Origin of the sequence: Variovorax paradoxus (genome assembly GCF_009498455.1) — a bacterium.
GTDB lineage: Bacteria > Pseudomonadota > Gammaproteobacteria > Burkholderiales > Burkholderiaceae_C > Variovorax > Variovorax paradoxus_H.
Genome location: NZ_CP045644.1, coordinates 768,381 through 787,447, shown reverse-complemented (window position 1 = coordinate 787,447; position 19,067 = coordinate 768,381). Strand labels below are relative to the sequence as shown.

General features: G+C 60.8%; 17 protein-coding genes. 4 read left to right on the top strand and 13 right to left on the bottom strand.

The annotated features are described in order from the left end of the window. The first annotated feature begins 250 nt into the window (after window positions 1-250). Together GFK26_RS03545 and GFK26_RS03540 are read left to right on the top strand one after the other, a co-directional pair. The gene (locus GFK26_RS03545) at window positions 251-1,495 is read left to right on the top strand and encodes a porin (RefSeq protein ID WP_153280835.1); all 1,245 of its coding nucleotides are present in this window, start codon (window positions 251-253) and stop codon (window positions 1,493-1,495) included. A 798-nt stretch (window positions 1,496-2,293) separates the two neighbouring features. After that, window positions 2,294-4,936 carry a heavy metal translocating P-type ATPase gene (locus tag GFK26_RS03540; RefSeq protein WP_153280834.1) on the top strand — a complete coding sequence of 881 codons (2,643 nt, stop codon included), beginning with the start codon at window positions 2,294-2,296 and terminating at the stop codon, window positions 4,934-4,936. 301 nt (window positions 4,937-5,237) lie between these two features. Here GFK26_RS03540 and GFK26_RS33950 read toward each other — a convergent pair whose 3' ends face one another. The 3 genes from GFK26_RS33950 to GFK26_RS03525 all read right to left on the bottom strand — a co-directional run bounded on the left by GFK26_RS33950 (window position 5,238) and on the right by GFK26_RS03525 (window position 6,231). Continuing rightward, window positions 5,238-5,414 (bottom strand): hypothetical protein, encoded by a 177-nt coding sequence (locus GFK26_RS33950; protein WP_194274019.1) that lies wholly within the window; start codon window positions 5,412-5,414, stop codon window positions 5,238-5,240. Between the two features lie 99 nt (window positions 5,415-5,513). Further along, complete coding sequence (locus GFK26_RS03530) at window positions 5,514-5,969, bottom strand: MerR family transcriptional regulator (protein ID WP_153280833.1); 456 nt, start codon at window positions 5,967-5,969, stop codon at window positions 5,514-5,516. 1 nt (window position 5,970) lies between these two features. Further along, window positions 5,971-6,231 (bottom strand): hypothetical protein, encoded by a 261-nt coding sequence (locus GFK26_RS03525; protein ID WP_194274018.1) that lies wholly within the window; start codon window positions 6,229-6,231, stop codon window positions 5,971-5,973. Between the two features lie 123 nt (window positions 6,232-6,354). Here GFK26_RS03525 and GFK26_RS03520 point away from each other — a divergent pair, with 123 nt between their 5' ends. After that, window positions 6,355-7,335, top strand: a complete 981-nt coding sequence (locus tag GFK26_RS03520) for an arsenic resistance protein (RefSeq protein WP_153285844.1) — start codon at window positions 6,355-6,357, stop codon at window positions 7,333-7,335. A 516-nt stretch (window positions 7,336-7,851) separates the two neighbouring features. On the opposite strand, the gene GFK26_RS34435 is transcribed toward GFK26_RS03520, so the two are convergent. The 6 genes from GFK26_RS34435 to GFK26_RS34100 form a co-directional block, all read right to left on the bottom strand. After that, window positions 7,852-7,983, bottom strand: coding sequence for a hypothetical protein (locus tag GFK26_RS34435; protein WP_265590120.1), 132 nt, complete (start codon window positions 7,981-7,983; stop codon window positions 7,852-7,854). Window positions 7,984-8,182: 199 nt separating this feature from the next. Then, on the bottom strand, window positions 8,183-8,665 hold the full coding sequence (locus GFK26_RS03515) for a hypothetical protein (RefSeq protein WP_194274017.1): 483 nt from the start codon (window positions 8,663-8,665) through the stop codon (window positions 8,183-8,185). 568 nt (window positions 8,666-9,233) lie between these two features. After that, window positions 9,234-9,869 carry a hypothetical protein gene (locus GFK26_RS03510; RefSeq protein ID WP_153280831.1) on the bottom strand — a complete coding sequence of 212 codons (636 nt, stop codon included), beginning with the start codon at window positions 9,867-9,869 and terminating at the stop codon, window positions 9,234-9,236. 138 nt (window positions 9,870-10,007) lie between these two features. Then, window positions 10,008-10,382: a copper-binding protein gene (locus GFK26_RS03505; protein WP_228121892.1), complete on the bottom strand. Its 375-nt coding sequence runs from the start codon at window positions 10,380-10,382 to the stop codon at window positions 10,008-10,010. A gap of 31 nt (window positions 10,383-10,413) precedes the next feature. Beyond that, entirely contained in the window at window positions 10,414-11,700 is a 1,287-nt protein-coding gene (locus GFK26_RS03500; protein WP_153280830.1) for a sodium:proton exchanger, read from the bottom strand. 323 nt (window positions 11,701-12,023) lie between these two features. Further along, a complete protein-coding gene (locus tag GFK26_RS34100; RefSeq protein ID WP_228121891.1) occupies window positions 12,024-12,422 on the bottom strand; it encodes a mechanosensitive ion channel family protein in 399 nt (132 codons plus the stop codon). Between the two features lie 1,057 nt (window positions 12,423-13,479). On the opposite strand from GFK26_RS34100, the gene GFK26_RS03490 reads away from it, so the two are divergent. Further along, window positions 13,480-13,719 (top strand): hypothetical protein, encoded by a 240-nt coding sequence (locus GFK26_RS03490; RefSeq protein WP_153280829.1) that lies wholly within the window; start codon window positions 13,480-13,482, stop codon window positions 13,717-13,719. A 173-nt stretch (window positions 13,720-13,892) separates the two neighbouring features. Here GFK26_RS03490 and GFK26_RS03485 read toward each other — a convergent pair whose 3' ends face one another. The 4 genes from GFK26_RS03485 to GFK26_RS03470 form a co-directional block, all read right to left on the bottom strand. Beyond that, the gene (locus tag GFK26_RS03485) at window positions 13,893-14,132 is read right to left on the bottom strand and encodes a hypothetical protein (RefSeq protein WP_153280828.1); all 240 of its coding nucleotides are present in this window, start codon (window positions 14,130-14,132) and stop codon (window positions 13,893-13,895) included. Between the two features lie 45 nt (window positions 14,133-14,177). Further along, entirely contained in the window at window positions 14,178-15,089 is a 912-nt protein-coding gene (locus tag GFK26_RS03480; RefSeq protein WP_153280827.1) for a cation diffusion facilitator family transporter, read from the bottom strand. 504 nt (window positions 15,090-15,593) lie between these two features. Then, window positions 15,594-15,932, bottom strand: coding sequence for a P-II family nitrogen regulator (locus GFK26_RS03475; RefSeq protein ID WP_153280826.1), 339 nt, complete (start codon window positions 15,930-15,932; stop codon window positions 15,594-15,596). Beyond that, a complete protein-coding gene (locus GFK26_RS03470; protein ID WP_153280825.1) occupies window positions 15,929-19,054 on the bottom strand; it encodes an efflux RND transporter permease subunit in 3,126 nt (1,041 codons plus the stop codon). The genes GFK26_RS03475 and GFK26_RS03470 overlap by 4 nt, the downstream gene beginning before the upstream one ends. Window positions 19,055-19,067: the final 13 nt, after the last annotated feature.

Genomic DNA, 19,067 nt, shown 5'->3' with positions numbered 1-19,067 from the left:
TTTTAAAGATTACAAATTTGTAATCCAATCAGGTGTTAAATGTAATCAATCGCCGAGGGCTTGGAAGTCTTTGTCACATTTCAGAGTGATAATTTGTCTCGGATGCTGAATTGCTTGCGAGCAGAAAACTCGAGTGCCTAAAATGCGTCTGGATGTAATGGGTGTCAAAAAACTACAGCCAAGATCCTCAACGGAGTGTTTCGTAAAAAAGCTGAACACACGAATAAAACCATCAATTTTGAGAGTCGCAATGAAAAAGTCGTTTGTCATGATTGCTGCAATGGTTGGTGCTGGGTTTTCGAGCGCACAATCCACCATTACAATGTTTGGCGTGGTGGATGTTGGCGTTAGTAACTATTCGTCGAAGTCGCAAGACGAAAATAGTGGTACTTTGGCTAACCCGTTCTATCTGAATCAGGGCACGCGGACCGTGAACCGGATGGCCTTGAGCAATGGCAATTATTCGTCAAGTCGACTAGGTTTTCGTGGATCCGAAGACCTCGGCGGTGGCCTTGCCGCGAGTTTTTGGTTGGAGTCCTCGATTTCCCCGGACGATGGTGCGACGGGCGTCTCCAGTTTCCAGCGACGCTCCACTGTCAGCTTGTCTGGCCCATTTGGCGAAGTGCGTCTTGGTCGCGACTATGTCCCAACAGCTTGGAACGACATCATTTTTGATCCATTTGGCATCGTGGGTGTGGGCCGCAGTCTGATTTTCACAGCGCTGAATACGAACACGGCGGCCGGTTCGGGTGGCTTCGGTGGCGACCCTAACTACAATCGTGCAAGTAATTCTGTCGGCTACTTTCTTCCGTCGACGCTTGGCGGTTTTTACGGTCAGGCAATGTATGCGATCAATGAGAACAACAAGTACGACCCTGGTACGGCGACGCCCCCGGGCGTGAGCCCCTCAGGCGCGACTAACCCAGGACCTGTCGCAACCGTACGTGCAGGTCGTTATTTCGGTGGCCGGGTTGGGTACAAGAGCGGTCCCCTCGATGTGGCCTTTTCCTACGGCAACAGCACCGCTGGTGATAGCTACTATGCCGGTACCACCAACTCCGTGAAGACCATGAATCTCGGCGCTTCATATGACTTCGGTCCCGCGAAGTTGTTCGGCGAACTCTCACGCTCCAAGAGCACTCGCGACTATGCAGTTGTCCCGGTTCTTGGAGGCATTCCGGATGTCGATCAGACCGGTTATTTGCTCGGCGTGACAGTGCCCGTTGGGCCCGGCATGATCCGAGCGGCTTACTCGCAGGTCAAGTACGACCTCAATACTCCGTTTTCCGTAGCCCGAGATCCGAAAGCCAACAAGCTGGCGATTGGCTACGTCCATAACCTGTCAAAGCGCACTGCTCTGTACGCGACGGTTGCGCGTATCAGCAACAAGAATGGTGCCGCACTAACGGTCGGTGGCCCTGCCTTCTTCAACGACTCGACCTTTACCCCAAAAACCTCCACCGGTTACGACTTTGGTCTGCGTCACTCGTTCTAGAGCGGCCCGATCGCCAAAGGCGATGCTCGTTTTGAAAAATTAGTTCCTCCAAGGGGTCTTTGAGTAGGGACCTTTGGCCCGCGTATACGCGGGCTTTTTTGCATGGAAATTCAGAATGAAAACTGTGCCAGCCCTGTGAGGGTCTACCGGTTCTAGAAGTTCTTCACCGATCAATGGAAAAGGAAATCAGTTCTAGAGGTAAAGCTACATGAAGTTGCCGGGCACGTTTCATTCACGACATAGCGCCCGTAGTCGCCATGCGCGGCCCATTGGATCCCGTGCCTGTTGGGTGAAAGCTGCAACCTGTGCCGAAGACCCCAGTTTGCCTGGGTCATCGGCATAGAAACCGACGTGAGCGCAGTGGCAATCGACATGTCCCTATGCAAACTGCGGCCCCGCTGAAGGTCAGCCGAACACATCCTGCGCGATCAGGGGCAGCCGTTCGAGCCTGCTGCTGCTCTTCTCAAGGCCTCCAGTAATTCTGGCCTTCCCTTGTTTCATGTACTCTGTCGCCTAGTACGGCAGGGTGCGAAAGAACTGCGCCGGATGGCCGACGTCGCTGGTTGCCTGCCGAACTACATCCGTTGTGGTGTTCGGGTTAAGCACAAGACCAGGCAAATCGAAGTAAGCCGGTTGAGCGTGACTTCGCTACCTCCCGCAGTGCCCATACCAACTTGGGATGTTGTCGCACATCGAGAAATCAAGAAATGATTCGACAATCCTGTTGCGCGATGAGGTGCGAAACAACTCATGCCAGCGCTGCATGCGGTATTCAATTTTCAATAGAAGGCAACGTCCATGACTGACTCGAGCAAGCTCCGTTTGGATCTACCCTTGATCCTTCCCGACGTGGACGACGTCGAGGATCACTGCGTACAACGGCTGACGGAAGCGCTCGAGGGACGCCCTGGCATCTCCGAGGCTCACATCGTTCGAGATGCCGATGGACAGCCCCAGCTGTGCCTGCACTACGACCAGTCCGTCGTCTCCATAACCCGCCTGCGCGAACTGGTCGGTTCGGTCGGCGCGCAGTTGAGCGAGCGGTTCTCTCACCTGACGATCAGGGCCGATGGCTCGCTTCATGCACGCGCAGCGCGCGGCGTTGCCGCCGATTTGCGAAGTGTTCCAGGCGTTCTGGAAGCAGATGTGTCGGGCTCCGGCTCCGTCCGTATTGAATACGACCGCCAACTGGTGTCGGCGGAGACATTGAGGGCAAAGGCGGCGGCACTTGGGATCCGCACGACGGGCGCCAGCGCACCGCGAACAGACGCCGCACCGGAGACTCCACCCCGGCCTTCCCGCTCCGGCGACGAACCCATCGACCATGCCAATCACGACCACGCGGGCCACAAGCACAGCGGGCCTGACCACAGCGACCACGCGGATCATGCAGGCCATGATCACGGCAAACAAGGTGCTGGCGGTCATGCGGGTCACGATCACTCCGAGGGCGGCCTACTGGGAGAGAAGAGCGAGCTGATCTTTGCCGCGCTCGCCGGCGTACTGTTGACCGCAGGATGGCTGATCGAGCGCAGCGGCGCCGGACCCGCCTGGCTCCCCACGGCCACCTACATCGCTGCATATTTCTTCGGCGGCTTCTATACAGTCAAGGAAGCCTTTGAGAACCTGAAGGCACGTCGTTTCGAGATCGATACGCTGATGCTAGTGGCAGCGCTGGGCGCCGCGGCGCTCGGCAAGTGGGCGGAAGGTGCCTTGCTGCTGTTCCTTTTCAGTCTGGGTCACTCGCTCGAGCACTACGCGATGGGACGTGCCCGAAAGGCCATCGAAGCACTTGCCAAGCTCGCACCCGAGACGGCTACTGTGCGACGTGACACTGGCACTGAAGAGGTTGGCGTCGAACAATTGAAGGTCGGAGACGTGGTCGTCGTGCGGCCCAACGAACGGCTGCCGGCCGACGGTGTCGTTGTGGTTGGGACGTCCAGCGTGAACCAGGCACCCGTCACTGGCGAGAGCGTGCCGGTCGACAAGCGGCCGGTCGACGACATCAAAGCAGCGCTCGCAGCCTTTGATCGCGTCGCGCCGGAGCATCGGGTTTTCGCGGGCACGATCAACGGGTCGGGTGCCATCGAGGTGACCGTTGCTCGCCGTGCCGAACAATCCACGATGGCCCGCGTGGTCAAGATGGTGACCGAGGCGCAGGCGCAACGCTCGCCGACGCAGCAATTCACCGAGCGCTTCGAGCGCATCTTCGTCCCTGCGGTCTTGGCCTTGGTTGTCCTGCTGCTGTTCGCAGGCGTCGTGATGGATGAACCGTTTTCCGACACCTTCTATCGGGCGATGGCCGTTCTGGTCGCAGCAAGTCCGTGCGCATTGGCCATCTCCGTCCCCAGCGCCGTTCTCAGCGGCGTGGCACGCGCCGGCAGAGGCGGCGTCCTGGTCAAGGGTGGCGGCCCTCTGGAGAATCTCGGCACGTTGACTTCCATCGCTTTCGACAAGACTGGAACGCTGACCGAAGGCAAGCCCAAACTGACCGATGTGGTTGCAATGCAGGGCGTCACAGATGATGAACTGCTGGCCGTGGCGCTGGCCGTTGAAGAGCACAGCGACCATCCCCTGGCGACCGCCATCGTATCTGGCGCGCGCGAACGCCTCGGTGATCGCTCGAAAGCGGTTGCTGCCTCCGACGTCAAAAGCATCACCGGACGCGGCGTCCAGGCACAAATCGACGGCGAGCTCGTTTACATCGGAAAGCCGATCCTGTTTTCCGAGCTGCCAGGCTCTTCACTGCCTCAGGACGTGAAGGAGACGAACGACAAGCTGGTCGCTTTCGGTCGGACAACCATGGTCGTGCGCAAAGGTGAGCGTTACCTGGGGGTGATTGCCGTGATGGATACCCCGCGCCCCGTGGCAGCGCAAGTTATGGCCGAACTCCGAGCGCTTGGCATCGAGCGGCTCATCATGATCTCTGGGGACAACCAGCAAGTCGCCGATGCGGTAGCCGAGAGTGTCGGCCTGACCGAGGCACGGGGCGATCTCATGCCGGAACAGAAGGTCGATGCCATCAAGGCACTTCGCAAGGAGCATGGAAAGGTCGCCATGGTTGGCGACGGCGTCAACGATGCGCCTGCGATGGCCAACTCGACGGTTGGTATCGCCATGGGTGCGGCGGGCTCCGACGTCGCGCTCGAAACCGCCGACGTCGCCCTGATGGCCGACGACTTGGCCCAGTTACCGTTCGCGGTAGGGTTGTCGCGCAGCACGAGTCGCATCATCAAGCAGAACCTCTACGTGAGCCTGGGCGTTGTCGCTGTGCTGATTCCCGCGACGATCTTCGGCCTGAACATTGGCACCGCCGTTCTGTTTCACGAAGGCTCGACCTTGCTGGTAGTCGTGAACGCGCTACGTCTGCTGGCGTATAAGAAACACACCTTGCAGGCGCCGCAGGTCGCGGCAGTCAGCCCGGCAGGCGCGACCTCCTAAAGTGGCGCCCATTGACTGCGACAAGACGAGAGTCGTCTCGAATACCCTTGCGTGCATCAATGTGCCGAGGGCGGGGCAGCCCTGAAAACCGTCTGCAGCCGCTGATCATCGGAGAAAAGAAACGTCATCGGTATGCGGTCTCCCCACCGACAGAGACTGCAGGCGGGTCATCAGCATCAAGTGAAGCCCCCGAGGGTGAATTTGACAGACTCCCCGGGCGCGAGCCTCAAATCTTCAATGTGCTCCATCCTCCGGATACGCTGTTCCTTGATCTGCAACTCGGCTGCCAGGACCTGGGGTGCTAGCGGTCTGTTCGGGCTGCCGCGTCGATAACCTTCGGATCCAGCAGGTCGCTGATTCGAATCTGATACGGCGCCCGCGGCACCACCTGCTCGGCGGGCAGTATGCCGTCCTTGATCAGGCGCCGAATGCGGTGATTGTTGACTTCGAATTCGGCAACGGCTTCCGGCAGGGTCAACCACAGCCCATCCTTGTGCGCGGAATGGTACGTGCGGCTGCCCACGCACCCGGCAAGCCGCATCGACGAATTACTGCCGCATCGTTGGTCTGCGCGGGCCTAGCAGCACCCGGCCTTAGGACTCGACTGCCCCTTGCGCAAGTCTTCAAAGATGCAGCACTGGGCGGCTGGGCCACCCAGGCATTCTTGGTCGCAGTCCCGCACGAAGCGCGCGAGGCTTCGCTCCAGCTGTCGAAGCTCGGCCATCTTGTTGCGCACGGCGGTCAGGTGGGTTGCGGCAACGTCACGAGCACCCTGGCAGTCCCCGTCAGCGTTGTCAGCGAGTGAGAGCAATGCGCGCGTGTCCTCGATGCTGAACCCTAGATCGCGGCAATGCCGAATCAGGCTCAACACACTGACCACGGCATCCGGATACACGCGATGTCCGCCTTCGCTGCGACTTCCAGATGGCACCAAGCCAACCTCTTCGTAGTAACGGATTGCGGACACAGCCAGGCCGGTGCGGCGGGCGACCGCGCCAATCGACAAATGCTGTGTTGCAGTAGGGGCTTGCATCTCAAGTTGCTTGAGCTTTTAGATTCAATGCGCGGAATGTACCGTGACTTTGAAAGCTGACGATGAAAAAGCCTTTGTTCGCCGCCTTGGGAGTGGCTGGTGCGTGCGCCGCCTGCTGCTCGATCCCGTTGCTGATACCCGTACTGGGCGGCACCGCCGTTGCCGCTCTGGTGACTGGATGGGGACTGGAACTGGGAACGGCCTTGAACATCTTGATCGCTGCTGCGCTGGTCGTTGTGGTCGGTACGGTGCTCTGGATCAAGCGAAGGGGCAAGCCCGGCTGCCAGAATCCGAGCTCATCCACACCGTCCGCCTGCACCCTGCCGCCGAACGGATGCGGCTGTGGCCCCACGTCTGCTCCGTAGCACTGATCTCCTTGAATCGCATGTCACTTGTTTCCCTGCGCACCATCCTCGAAACCCGCCAAGTCGCGATCTACTTCGCTGCAGTAGTGCTTGCGGGCCTGGTGGCGTGGCAGTGGCCGGCGTCCACGGCCATGGCACCGGCCATCGACCCGCTGCTGGCGTTCATGCTGTTCGTCACATTCCTGCAGGTGCCGCTGACCGAGTTGCGTCGTGCGTGGTCGAACATGCGATTCCTGGGCGCGCTGCTCCTGGCGAACTTCGTGCTCGTGCCAGCGCTGGTGGCGGTGCTCTTGCCATGGATGCCGCAGGATCCATTGCTGCGCGTGGGCGTGCTGCTGGTGTTGCTGACGCCGTGCATCGATTACGTTGTGACCTTCGCCCACCTTGGCAAAGCCGACGCCAAGCCGCTGCTGGCATCCACTCCCTTGCTGCTGGCCTTGCAAATGGTGCTGCTGCCCGTCTACTTGGGCGTGTTCATGGGTGATGCGGCCGCAGCACTGATCCATTGGGGTCCGTTCTTGCACGCCTTCATATGGCTGATCGTCGTGCCGCTGTCGCTTGCAGCCGTCTGCCAAGCTTGGGCGGCCCGCTTGGCCGCCGGTGAGCGGGCGGTGGAACTGTTGGGCTTGCTACCAGTGCCGGCTACAGCCGCCGTCCTGTTCGTGGTGGTCGCAGCGGTCGCGCCGCAGTTGGGGCTGGCGCTTGATGCTGTGCGAGAGGTGACCCCAATCTATGTGGGCTTCGCCATCATTGCCCCGATGCTGGGCTGGTGTGCGGCGCGCATCTGTCGTCTACCCTCCGACGAAGGTCGAGCGGTGGCGTTCAGCGCGGCTACGCGCAATTCCTTGGTGGTCTTGCCACTGGGCTTGGCAATCCCCGGCGCAGTCCCTTGGGTGCCGGCCGTGATCGTGACGCAGACATTGGTGGAGCTGGTCAGCGAGCTGGTCTATGTCAAGGTTGTGCCCCGCTTGGGGTCTCGCACGGTCCGGCAGCCTTCGTAGCCCGATACCATTCATGGATCAGCGTTCGCGTCGCAGGCCGCACGCATCGAGATGAACCACGGTGTACTGAGGCCCTCCACAGAAGCTCAGTCAAGACGAGATCGCTGGACGCTTGCACCGCACCCGCACCAACATCTTTCGGTGGTACGCGGGCGGTATCGAGCAGGATCTGCGCAGAGCGACATCGAACCTCATCGCCTGCTGCATGGGGCGACACTTGCGAGCCGTGGCTCAAATCGCTAGATGCCCACCAGGCCGGTGAGTGGCAAAGGTGATCCAGAGAAAGGCACAAGAGCTGTGATCCCGTACTGAGTGTGCGGCATGCGTCCGAGGCGATGGTGCCCACCAATGCACAACGCTCGTATTTGGTGCGGTTTCGGGATCAAGATGGGTTGGAGGGACGGTCACGCTTCACCTTGACTTCGACGAGGTCCTCAGTGAGGTTGCGCGAACCTAAGCCCTCGCGAATCTGCACTGGTAGGCCGCGTCGAGCGACCGCTCACGGCTGTGCGGAGACTATCGGAACAACTTCTGCACGTAATGCCGGTTGTGTAGGCCGTGAATACCGCAGTATTCCGGAGCCAAGCCAGCCTGTAAATAGTCAACCTTCAGGTAGAACTCCAGCGCTTGAAAGCTGAAGGTGTTCATTTAGTCCATTCCATTTAGTGGCGTGCGAAGCACGGCGGCATGGATGTGCCCGATGCGCGGTGGCTGCGTGAACTCGAGGCCCAGAACAACGGTGCAGCAGGTTAAGGTTCGTTTGGAAAGCGTGCCGACCTCTCCACCATCAAGCCCGATCGGTTCCATGGTGAATGGAACTACTCAATCGGAGACAAGTCATGAGCCCTTACTTCTTCTGGCCAGCTGTAGTCGTGTTGGGCGTCGTCGTGCTCGGCGAGTTGCCCATGGCTGCCTTGTTCTCGGCCTTGGCTTCCGTCTTGGCGGCCTTCACCTCGCCCTTTGCCTTCTCGTGCGTGGCCTTTTCGTGCGCGGAATTCGCTTCGACCTTGCAGGCGCTCTGCTCCTTGCCCTTCAAGTCCTCGCACCTTTCCTTGGCGACGTCGTAGTCGGCGTCGGCTTTGGCCTCTCTCACCTTGGCGTCGGCGCCGGGACTCGGCTTGTAGCTGGCCTCGAGCTCGGCCCTGGCGACCTTCTCCTTGGCCTTCGCTTCGGCATTGCAGACGTCCTTCGAATTTGCTTTCATGCCGCAACCCTTTTTGTCGGCCTTGTACGTCGCCTCGATTTCGGCCTTCTGGGTCTTGTACTCGTCTTTGTTCATTGCGGCGAAAGCTGAGCCGGCAAAGGCGCAGCACGCGGCGACGGAGATCAACGCTTGTTTCATGGTAGGTCCCTTGTTCTTGAAGTTGACAGTGATTTAGCGCTCCTTTTCAACGTTGCACCCCGAGCTCAGGCGGTAGGACGCTCAGCAGGCTTCGCGTAGGCGCGGGCCGACAATCACGCGCGAAACACGGCGGTGCAGCGGCTTCTCGACGGCACCGTTCAACTCACCCCCGTGTTCGATTTCGCGCCGATGTACCTCGACATCGAGGTCATCGAATCGATCGCGGCTGTCATTGGCGCGACGAGCGGGCGTCGCCTGTCTTGCGTGCCGAGATCGAGCGTGAGAGCGCATTGCTGGTGTTGAGCAGGGCCCGGATTGCCCGGCCAGCTCAGCCCATGCCGTAGTGTTCCTGCGAATGGCCGAGGTTGAACAGGAGGAGTCGCAAAGCGTCTTCGGCCCATTTGCCGCGCGCGCCGGCGCCCAGCGCGGCCACCAGCGTCAGTGTGTTGATCTTGAAGCGGCGAGCGCGCAGGTTTTCGAAGGCCTCCTAGAGGGTAAAGAAGGCCGGGACATAGTAAGCGGTAGGCAGCCACCCGGGCCCCGCGCCGGCGCTCGATCAGCCAGCCGGCCAACAACAAGCCGCTAGCACCGCTAAGATCAGCTCCGACTTTTCGCCAAGAGGGCGGCCGTGGGCGTGGTCGAAACCGGCGTGGTAACTCTTGCCACGGCGTGATTGTGACCTGCATGATCGCGGCGTCCCGCCTGGCTTGTTCGGCGTGGGCGGGGCCGTGACCCGCATGATTGTGCCCGTGGTCACCATCGGCATGGCCGCCGGGTACGGCAACAGGCTGGTCAGGACCATCCGTATGTCTCGCGGATCGACGTGCATTCCGGTTTCTTTCAGTGCCGACGCTGCTGCCGTAACTCGGGCTGATGCCGAACCGCGGACACCGAACGCTGTAGCGCTGGCCAGCAAGATGTCCTCCGACAAGACCGACCGGTCATACTCGATGCGCACCGCACCCGACACGTCGAGATCGGCTTCCAGGACGCCCCGGATGCTGCGCAGGCTGTCGGCAGCCAGCCCCTCGCGCCCCCGTGTGTGCAGGGGCCCGGTGCGCAGCATCAGACGGGCAAATCGGGACGTGAGCGGGGCACCCACCGAGCGCCCCAGTTCGCGCATCCGCGTCAGTGAAAGGGCTGCGGGGTCGTAATGGATGCATAGCCAGGGCGAGCCGCTCTCGCGGCCCACGACATGTGCCTCGGCAAGTCCGGGCAGGTCGACAGTGCGTCGAGCAGCCGGGTGACGCAGCGGTCATTCGCATCGTCGACATCCGGCAGCACCAGCGGGAGGTCCAGGCGAAGTTTCACGGGCTCGCTCATGTTTGGTTTACTGTCTGAAGGTTGGACTCAATGGCGCTGCGCCCGGCGCCGCCCCAGGCACCAGGACTGCCGTCACTTGCAGCGTCCCCTCGAAGCGGTCGGCCCGGAATCGGACCTTGTCGCCCGCCTTGGCCCGAAGGATCACCCTGGCATCCACGTAGCGGAAGATCGTCGTCCTTGCGGGTAGGTGAAGGTGTGCGATCGGTTCGTGGCGCAGCGTCACCTCGCCGCGCTCGGCATCGATCTTGACGATTTCCCCAGCGATGAAGTCATTGGCCGAGGGCTGCGCATGAATGCGGCCTCCGAACCCTGGAGCTATGTACGCGCACAGGAAGACCAGTTGATGCCGGCGGGAGATCATCGAAGTGGCCTCGTGTGTCATGGCGGCTCCCGTTAATCGGCAAGTAGGGCTCTCATTTCTTTGGTGCGGCGGTCGTTGCCCCGGAGCCTGCCGGAGCGGCTGCCTCAAGCCTCTGACGAGTTGCCGCCGTGCGCAACGCGCCGACTACACGCCACGCGCTCGGCGCACCAGTCACAAAGATCACCGTCGCCAGCGCCAGGTAGACCCAGGCGAGCATGGTCAGCGCATCGATGGCGCGCTGCGCATCCTCCCGAAAAATGAAGGCCACCACCAACTGAACCGAGAACAGCGCCGCGAGCGTGATTGCCGACACCAAGCTGAAACGCAGGCGCAGCAGCAACGCCACGCCGAACAAGGACTGCGCCGCGGTCAGGAAGAATTCCTCGTGCTGGCGCGCGTCGAGTGGCATCGACGTCAGCGCACCTGCGCCCACGCTCATCGCCAGCGGCAGCATGCCGACCAGCAACGTCCACTGATTGATCTTGTCGCTGATCATAGTCGTCAGGCCGCCCTCGGCGCGGCCCGAGAGCACGAACAGCACCGCGATCACGACGGCGGGCGCCTCGCTGGCCAGGGGGGCGAGCCATTGGATGAGCAGGAATTCGTCGATCCTCAGCACCCGTCCCGAGGCGACGATCGATTCGGCGAACGGTTCAGCCGAGACAAGGATCACCGCGGCGGCCACGATCGTGAGCCCGCCCATCCAGGTCCATTGACGGGCAGGCGACAGGGTCGCCAGCGCCGCGGCCGGCCCGGGCTCGTCGTCGGCCTCCAGGCCAGACTCAACCTTGGGCATGCGCCCGGTCACCCACAGGTAGGCCCCGAAAATACCGATCAGCACGACCGTGTCGACGAGGCTGATGCGATTCCTGAGGACGATCACGAACGCGTAGAGACTTGCAACCAGTAGGAAACCGATCTCCACGACGTTGACCGTCGCTAACCTGATGCTGCGCTCGCGCGTTCGAAACCAATGGAGGATGGCCATCAGCGGCCATGCTACGCCGACCAGCAACCGGTTCGCGCCCGTCATGTTGGCGGCTGCATAGTGGACATAGTTGGATTCCGGTGCCTTGCCTGCTTGGTACGCGTAGTACATGTCGACCGCATACTCTGGCAGCACCGTCACCAAGGCAACGAGAGCGAGAATCAAGCCCAGCGAGATTCGTTTCTCCGCCGCCTCGGCGCCCCAGGACAACATGAAGCCTGCGGCTAACACAGCAACACCGAAGACTGCGGTGTCCAGTACCGGATTGGGGCGAAACCCGCTGTAACGGAAGATTGCCGCCGGCACGATGGCCGCCACGGCGATGCCGAGCAGAAGAAGAAATCGTTTCATCGGTATTCTGGTTGGAGTCGACCGATCAATGATGCCATCGCATCGTCCTGGAGGCCGCTTCACGACACCAGCGAAACAGAAAGAGCGAACGCTCAGTCCGCTCGCGATTGGTTATCGGCGCTCGATGGTGCCTATTCATTGCGGGTTCGAAGGCGCGGCAGTGATTGGGAGGCTCGCGCTGCATGAAATCGATGACGCCTTCGCGCACCTTGCGGCGCAGATCGAATGCGAGCGAGGACGACGCGACCGTCCGTGCACAGCACGCGAAGTTGCATGGCGCGCTCGGTGGCGTCCGTCACCTGCCGGTTGAAGAAGCGGCCGTCCTATTCGGGCGCGGCCTTGACCAGGCGCTTGACCTCTTCGCGCAGCGGCGCGAGCGGCAGGCCGTAGTCGGCATTGATGAAGAGCGAGCCCAGCAGTTGCGCAGCCCTGCACGCCCAATTCTGGAACGGCTTCTCGATGGAGTAGCTGAGGGGAAGGATGAGCCGTCGGTCGTCCCAGATCTTGAGCCTCACGAAAGTGCCGGCGATTTCATCGATCTGGCCCCATTCGCCCTCGACCACCAGCACGTCGCCAATGCGGATTGGCTGTGCCAGCGCGATCTGAAGGGCAGCGATCGGGTTGTTGAACACGGGCTTGGCGGCCAGGCTTGCCACGATGCCGATCAAGCCTGCGAAAGCGAAGACGCTGGTGCCGATCTGCCGGGCGCCGGGAAAGGTCATGAGTAATCAGTGCGCCGCGGACCAACAGCAGTTCGCAGTGCGCGCCAATACGTGCCTTCGTCAGGACTCGGCGAGCCTGAAGGTTTTTCGCGACGTCCAGCGGATGCAGGGCGATAACGCCTTCGGCAAAGCCGTTGACTGCTTTCACGGCGACCCAGGTCGCGGCGGCGATCAAAAGCAGCCCGTTCAGGTGGCGCAAGCTGTTGACGAAAAGCAGGTCATCGAGGGCGACCTGCCATATGTAAAGCGACAAGAGGCAGGGCCAATCGCACGGCCGGCTGAACATGGGCCAGCATCGTGTGAGGCACTGGTGCCCCACGGGTCACGCGTCGCAGCTCCATGGCGTGGCGGACGACAATTATCTTGAGCGCCGCTCAAAGTAGTTGACGCCGGGCAATGGCGCCAACGCGCTGAATCAAGAGTGCCAGCGGTGCCGCGGGCCAGTTGCGGGACGCGCAAGCGCGATAGGAGCAAGGCCGGGCCGTCCAAGAAGGCGACCGACAAGGTCGCAGACTGACGGGTGCGTTCTGGCAACGTCAGCAAATGCTCGACGGCGAAGTGTAGCGCGCGCGGCAAGCGCTAGATGTACTCCAGCGAGAGTGTGCGGCGCTACAGTGAAGTGGTTCGACAGCGCCAGCATGTCGAATGCGAACGAGAGGACGCAATGCACCAGTGTCAGGCGCCAGTTCCAGGCGAAACTCGTGCGAGCCCAGGTACGCCGCCAGCGGACAGTAGCCATCGACCCTTGCATAGGTACGGCCCAAGCCGTCCTCGGCCGTGCCGCGGTGGTCTATGGTGAACGTGTCAACGTCCAGCGGGAGCCAGCAGCAAGGCCAGACGTCATAGTCGAGCCGCCGCACCGCACAACTCAATCTCGATCGGCGTGGGCAGGAAGTCGAGGAGTTAGTCCGCGCGGCCGTCCATGTGCTGGCGCAGTGTCGGGCTGGAGTGTTGTTTGATCGATACGGAGGTAGGTATCGATGGCGGCGTAGGGGGCAGACTATGGCACGGCCGGCTCAAGATTTTGCACACTTCATCAAGTGAAGAGGAGTGATTGATGCAGGTTCTATTTGTTGGTGGACCGAAGCACGGTAAAACATCGCTCGTGGCTGATGACTTAAGCCTCATGCAGTTCGAGGATCCCTCTATGGGGAACGCCTCTGAGCTGTACCACAGGCACCGGTTGCCAAGTTCTGTGGGAGCCGTAGGGATCGACGTGCTCTTCATCAGCAGTTGGCTCTCGCTGGAGGAGTACGAGGTTAAGATTCGCGAAGCTTTCACCATCGCTGCTGTCTGACGGAGGAGAATTTCGGCCGGCGCCAACATGCGTGGCGTTCGCTCTGCTTCAACACGTCATCGGCATCACGTCCTAAACCGTTAAGCTGTCAACAACGGCCTCGAGCGGACTATCTAGTTTCACTGGAGTTTCTTTCCGTGATCAGGAGTTCATCTATCGATGAACACCGAGCACTATTTCTTGCGTTTCCCGTGGCTCTTGTGAGCCGCCGTGCTTTTCGTCTTGGCGTCACGGCCCGAAAGTCGATCGAGCAAGCTTTTTGTTTGGGGGCGGCGATGTGCCGCTGGATAGTCGCGGCGATCTTTCCACCATCGAACTAGAAGAAAGATTACAGCGCCGATGGCGAGGATGCTGATGTACAGGCCCAGCATCATAAAAAAATGCGATCCGTCGTCGATTGTGGTGCGGTGCACGGCCTTTCCTTTCCGTCGAACCCAGAATGGTTCGGGTATGGGAGATCACTCGAAACGATGTGTTTCCGACGCCTGACCGCATGGAACGCGTTCGGGTTGGATCGTCGAGTGATGTATATCAAAGCGCTCCGCGAGGACGCGGGTCCCCTCAGCCACGAGACTGTCGAAGTCACCGATCGCGCTGACTAGATGAACGCTCAAGCTCACCTTGCCGCTGGAGATAGCCCAGACGTGCAATTCGTGAATGGAATCGATCCCGGGCAATTCGCACAGCGCCTTTCCGATCTCTTCAACATCGACATCGTTCGGCGCACCCTCGAGAAGAATATTCATGCTGTCTCGCAACAGCAGCCAAGTCCGCGGCAACACCCAGAATCCAATCGCGACGGCGATAACCGAATCGACCCAGGTCCAGCCTGTGAACCAGATCACGACAGCCCCCACGATCACTCCCAAGGACCCGAGCATGTCGCTCCAGACTTCCAGGTAGGCGCCCTTGACATTGAGGCTCCGGTCCTTTCCCGACGAGAGCAATCTCATGCTCACGAGGTTCACGACGAGGCCCAGTGCTGCAATGATCAGCATCGGGATGGAGTCGACCGTTTGGGGTGCACGCATGCGCTGCCAGGCTTCATAAAGGATGTAGATGGCAACGCCGAAGAGCAGGAGGGCATTGAACGCCGCCGCCAGGATCTCGAACCTGTAATAGCCGAAGGTCCGCTTGGCATCTACTACGCGCTTACCGATCTGGATCGCTGCAAGCGAAATGGCCAGCGCCGTCGTGTCTGTGAACATGTGTGCCGCGTCGGAGATCAGCGCCAGGCTTCCGGTGACGAGTCCTCCGATCACCTCCGCGACCATGAACGTCGTGGTAAGCGCGAGGGCGATCCACAGGGACCGCTCATGGCCTGGGCCCGATGCTGCTTGTACGTGCGAGTGAGGATTTCCGGATGCCATGATTGCTTTCAAAGATTGAGGATTGGAAGCGGGCCAGCTCCGTTCGAGCTTCCTTTCTTGATTGCATCGGCCGTTGGCCTTGATCGAACTTCCAAGGGAGTTCCGCACCGAATCACATTGGTGAAGACTACATCGCCGACGGCGACGTACGGGCCGTCGCCCACGACGACAACATGCGAGTGCTTGGACCCACCGGAGCGGTACGATAAACGAGCGAAGCGCGACGTCGCAAGTTGCTGCAGGCTCGCCGTCTGTCGGCAATCGGTCCGGCCGCCTCCTCGCAGTTGATGCGCAGAGGCCACCTCGACCACCTCTGCGGTGCGCCAGCCTTCTCGGAACGCACTGGCGTCGTCCATGAAGCTCGCACAGCCACCCAAGCTCGCGACTCCACCCGTCCCGAACGCCGCCATCACGAGCAGTCGCCTGGCCCGCAAGGCGCCTGCGCGATCACCACCCCTCGCGAGACAACGGGCGCGCGGATCGGAGTTGTTCATCACGGCACCATCAAGCGATGGCTTGCGCGTAGCCGACATCCATGACGTATATCCATCCCGCACCTGCCTGGCCAGTATGGGCCGCGGCTGCGATGATCTTCACGAACTCATCGACATCGTCATCATTGCAATGGAGTTCGAGCTTGTACTCGTTCACCACTTCGTCGCCAAGTTCAATGGAGTAGCGACGCTCAGCCTCGTGAAGCGGCGTCAACGATCCCTTCACGACGTACAGGGTAAGGTTGTGCAGGCGACCGCGTGCGTCGTCTCCCCAGGCGCTTGCCCCCTTCAATGCGGCAATCACAGCCGCGACCCTGTTGCTGTGGACGTATGCCTTGATCTCTTTCATGGTGTTTCTCCTTCTACGATTTCTTCGGCCTTGGCCTTGCGCCTCTCGGCACGCTGCTCCGCCCACTCGTACATCAAGGGCAGGATCAGCAGCGTCAACGCGGTCGAAGTGAAGAGGCCACCCACCACGACCGTTGCAAGCGGGCGTTGGGTCTCGGCGCCGACACCGGTCGACAGCAGCATCGGGATGAGGCCAAGGATCGCGACAGACGCGGTCATCAGCACGGGTCGCAGCCGCAGCGCAGCCCCCTGTTGAACCGCCTCCCGGATCGGCAGGCCTTGCCGCCTCAGATCGTTCAGGAACGTCACCATCACGATGCCGTTCAGCATGGCAACGCCAAAGACAGCGATGAAGCCGATCGCCGACGGGACCGACAGGTATTGCCCGCTGACAAACAAGCCGACGATGCCGCCGATGATTGCAAACGGCACGTTGGCGATGATGAGCGTCGCATGCCGTACAGAGTTGAAGGCGGTGTAAAGAAGGATAAAAATCAGACCGATGGTCAACGGGACGATCACCCCGAGCCTCGCCATCGCGCGCTGCTGATTCTCGAAGGAGCCGCCCCATTCGATCCAGTAGCCGGTTGGCAACTCGACTTGCGCCTTCAGCTGCGCATCCGCCTCTTTCACGAAGCTGTCGACATCGCGGCCCTTGACGTCCATCTGGAGCACTGAATAGCGCTGCAGCGACTCACGCCGGATGAAGGAGTACCCCTCGTCGAGCTCGATCGATGCGACCTGCGAGAAGGGCACCAGCGCTCCCTCTCCCGTGCGGATCGGGATGCTGGCGATGGCCGCGGGGCTGACTCGGAACTCGTCGGAGAGGCGAACCGCGATGTCAAAGCGCTTGGTGCCATCGATCAACGTGGACACCGCGCTGCCGCCGATGCCGGATTGCACTACCTCCAGGATCTCGTCAGCATTGATGCCGTAGCGCGCCGCCGCGTCCCGGTTGACCTTGATGATGAGCTGCGGCTTGCCCTTGTTGGCTTCGGCCGACAGGTCTGCTACACCCGAAATCTTTCCGAGCACGCCTTGAATCTTGCCGGTGAGCCTGTCGAGCGTGGCCAGATCCTCCCCGTACAGCTTGAGCGCGAGCGTGGCCCGCACTCCGGAAATCAGTTCCTCGACGCGGGATTGGATCGGCTGGGTCGCGCCGAACACAACCGTAGGCACCACTTTTTCGAGCGCCTCCTGCATGTCCGAAGCGAGCTTTCCGTACGAAATTTTCTCCGGCCACTCCCCTGGCGGCTTGGTGTCCAGGTTCAGTTCCATGTAGTTCACGTCCGTGGTCTCGCCGCCTTCGGCGCGGCCGATGGTCGCAAGCACGGATCGGACTTGAGGAAATTGCTTGCGCAAGGCCGCACTCACCTCATTGGACACGCGGATGGACTCGTCCAGCGACGTGGAGGGAATGCCCGTCACGCGAAACAGGATCGTTCCTTCCTGGAGCTGGGGCATGAACTCCTTGCCCAGGAACGGGAACAACGCCAGCGAGGCGAGCAGCAAGACGATTGCCGAGCCGACCACCAGACGCTTGCGCTCAAGGGCCCAATCCAACAAAGGAAGGTAGATCCGTTTGGCGCGCCGAACGAGGAAGGTGTCCTTCTCTTCCTTAGGCTTCAGGATCATCGCCGCGAGCACTGGGACCAATGTCAGCGAAAGCAGGAGCGAGCCCGCCATGGCGAACGTGATGGTGTATGCCATCGGCTTGAAGAGCTTTCCCTCGAGCCCGCCGAGCGAAAACAAGGGCAGGAAAACCACGATGATGATCAGGATGGCGAACGCGATCGGGTTGACCACCTCTCGGGCGGCTTCCAGGACGAGGTGCGTCTTCTGGATCGGCTTGCCGGATTCCTTCGCATGCGCCAGAAGCCGGAATGCGTTCTCGACCATCACGACCGCGCCGTCCACCATCATCCCTGTACCGATCGCCAATCCGGCAAGCGACATCAGATTGGCCGAGATGCCGAACTGCTGCATCAGGATGAATGCGATCAGCATCGCGATCGGCAGGGTGACCACCACCACGATCGCCGACCGGAATTCGCCCAGGAACAGGAAAAGGATCACGGCGACAAGGATCGCGCCTTCGACCAGCGAACTCTCCGCAGTGTTCAGAGCTTTCGTGACCAGGTCGGTGCGATCGTAGAACGTCTGCAGCGTCACGCCCTTTGGCAGCGCTGCTTGCGCCACGGCCAACTTGGCTTTGACGGCATCCACCACGTTCTTCGCGTTTTCGTTGACCCGGGCCAATGCCATACCCAGGACGGCTTCGTTGCCGTCTCGTGTCACCGCGCCGAATCTGGGGGCAGGAGCCTCCTTGACCTGAGCAACGTCCCGTACATACACAGGCGCGCCGTTGCGCTCGGCGATGACGATCTGCTCGATGTCCTTTGTGGTCCCAACCAGCCCGAGGCCGCGTACCAGGAACTGTTCGGCGCCGAGGTTGATCGACTGGCCGCCAACCTGCTTATTGTTGGCTGTGAGCCGCTCCATCACCTCCTTGAAGCTCACCCTGTACTGGATGAGCTTTCGCGGATCGATCTGAACCTGGAACTGCTTTTGTTCTCCGCCCCACGAGGTGATGTCGTCAACACCGGGGGCGGTCCGGAGGATCAGTCGCACGGTCCAGTCGTGGAGCGTACGAAGTTCCATGGTGCTCATCTTCTTGTCTTCGGACTCGACGGTGTACCAAAAAACCTGGCCGAGACCCGAGCTGTTCGGCCCCAACACCGGTTCGCCATAGCCTTGAGGCAAGCGCCCCTTTGCTTCCTGCAGTTTCTCGCCCACCAGGCGGCGAGCGAAATAGATGTCGACATCGTCCTTGAAGTAGACGCCGACGTACGACAGGCCGAAGAGCGAGACCGAGCGCACTTCTTCGACACTCGGCAAGCCGGCCATGGCGCCTTCGATCGGGGTCGTGAGCAGCTTTTCCACATCCTCCGCGGCCAAGCCCGGGGACTCCGTATAGATGTTGACCTGAATCGGGGTGACGTCGGGGAAGGCATCGACAGGGATGTTGCGAAACGCCTGGACACCGAGTCCGATCAAGACGGCAAAGATGACCAGGACGAGAACCTTGTATCGAAGCGACGCGTCTACGAGTGCATTGAGCATGTGTTTACTTTCG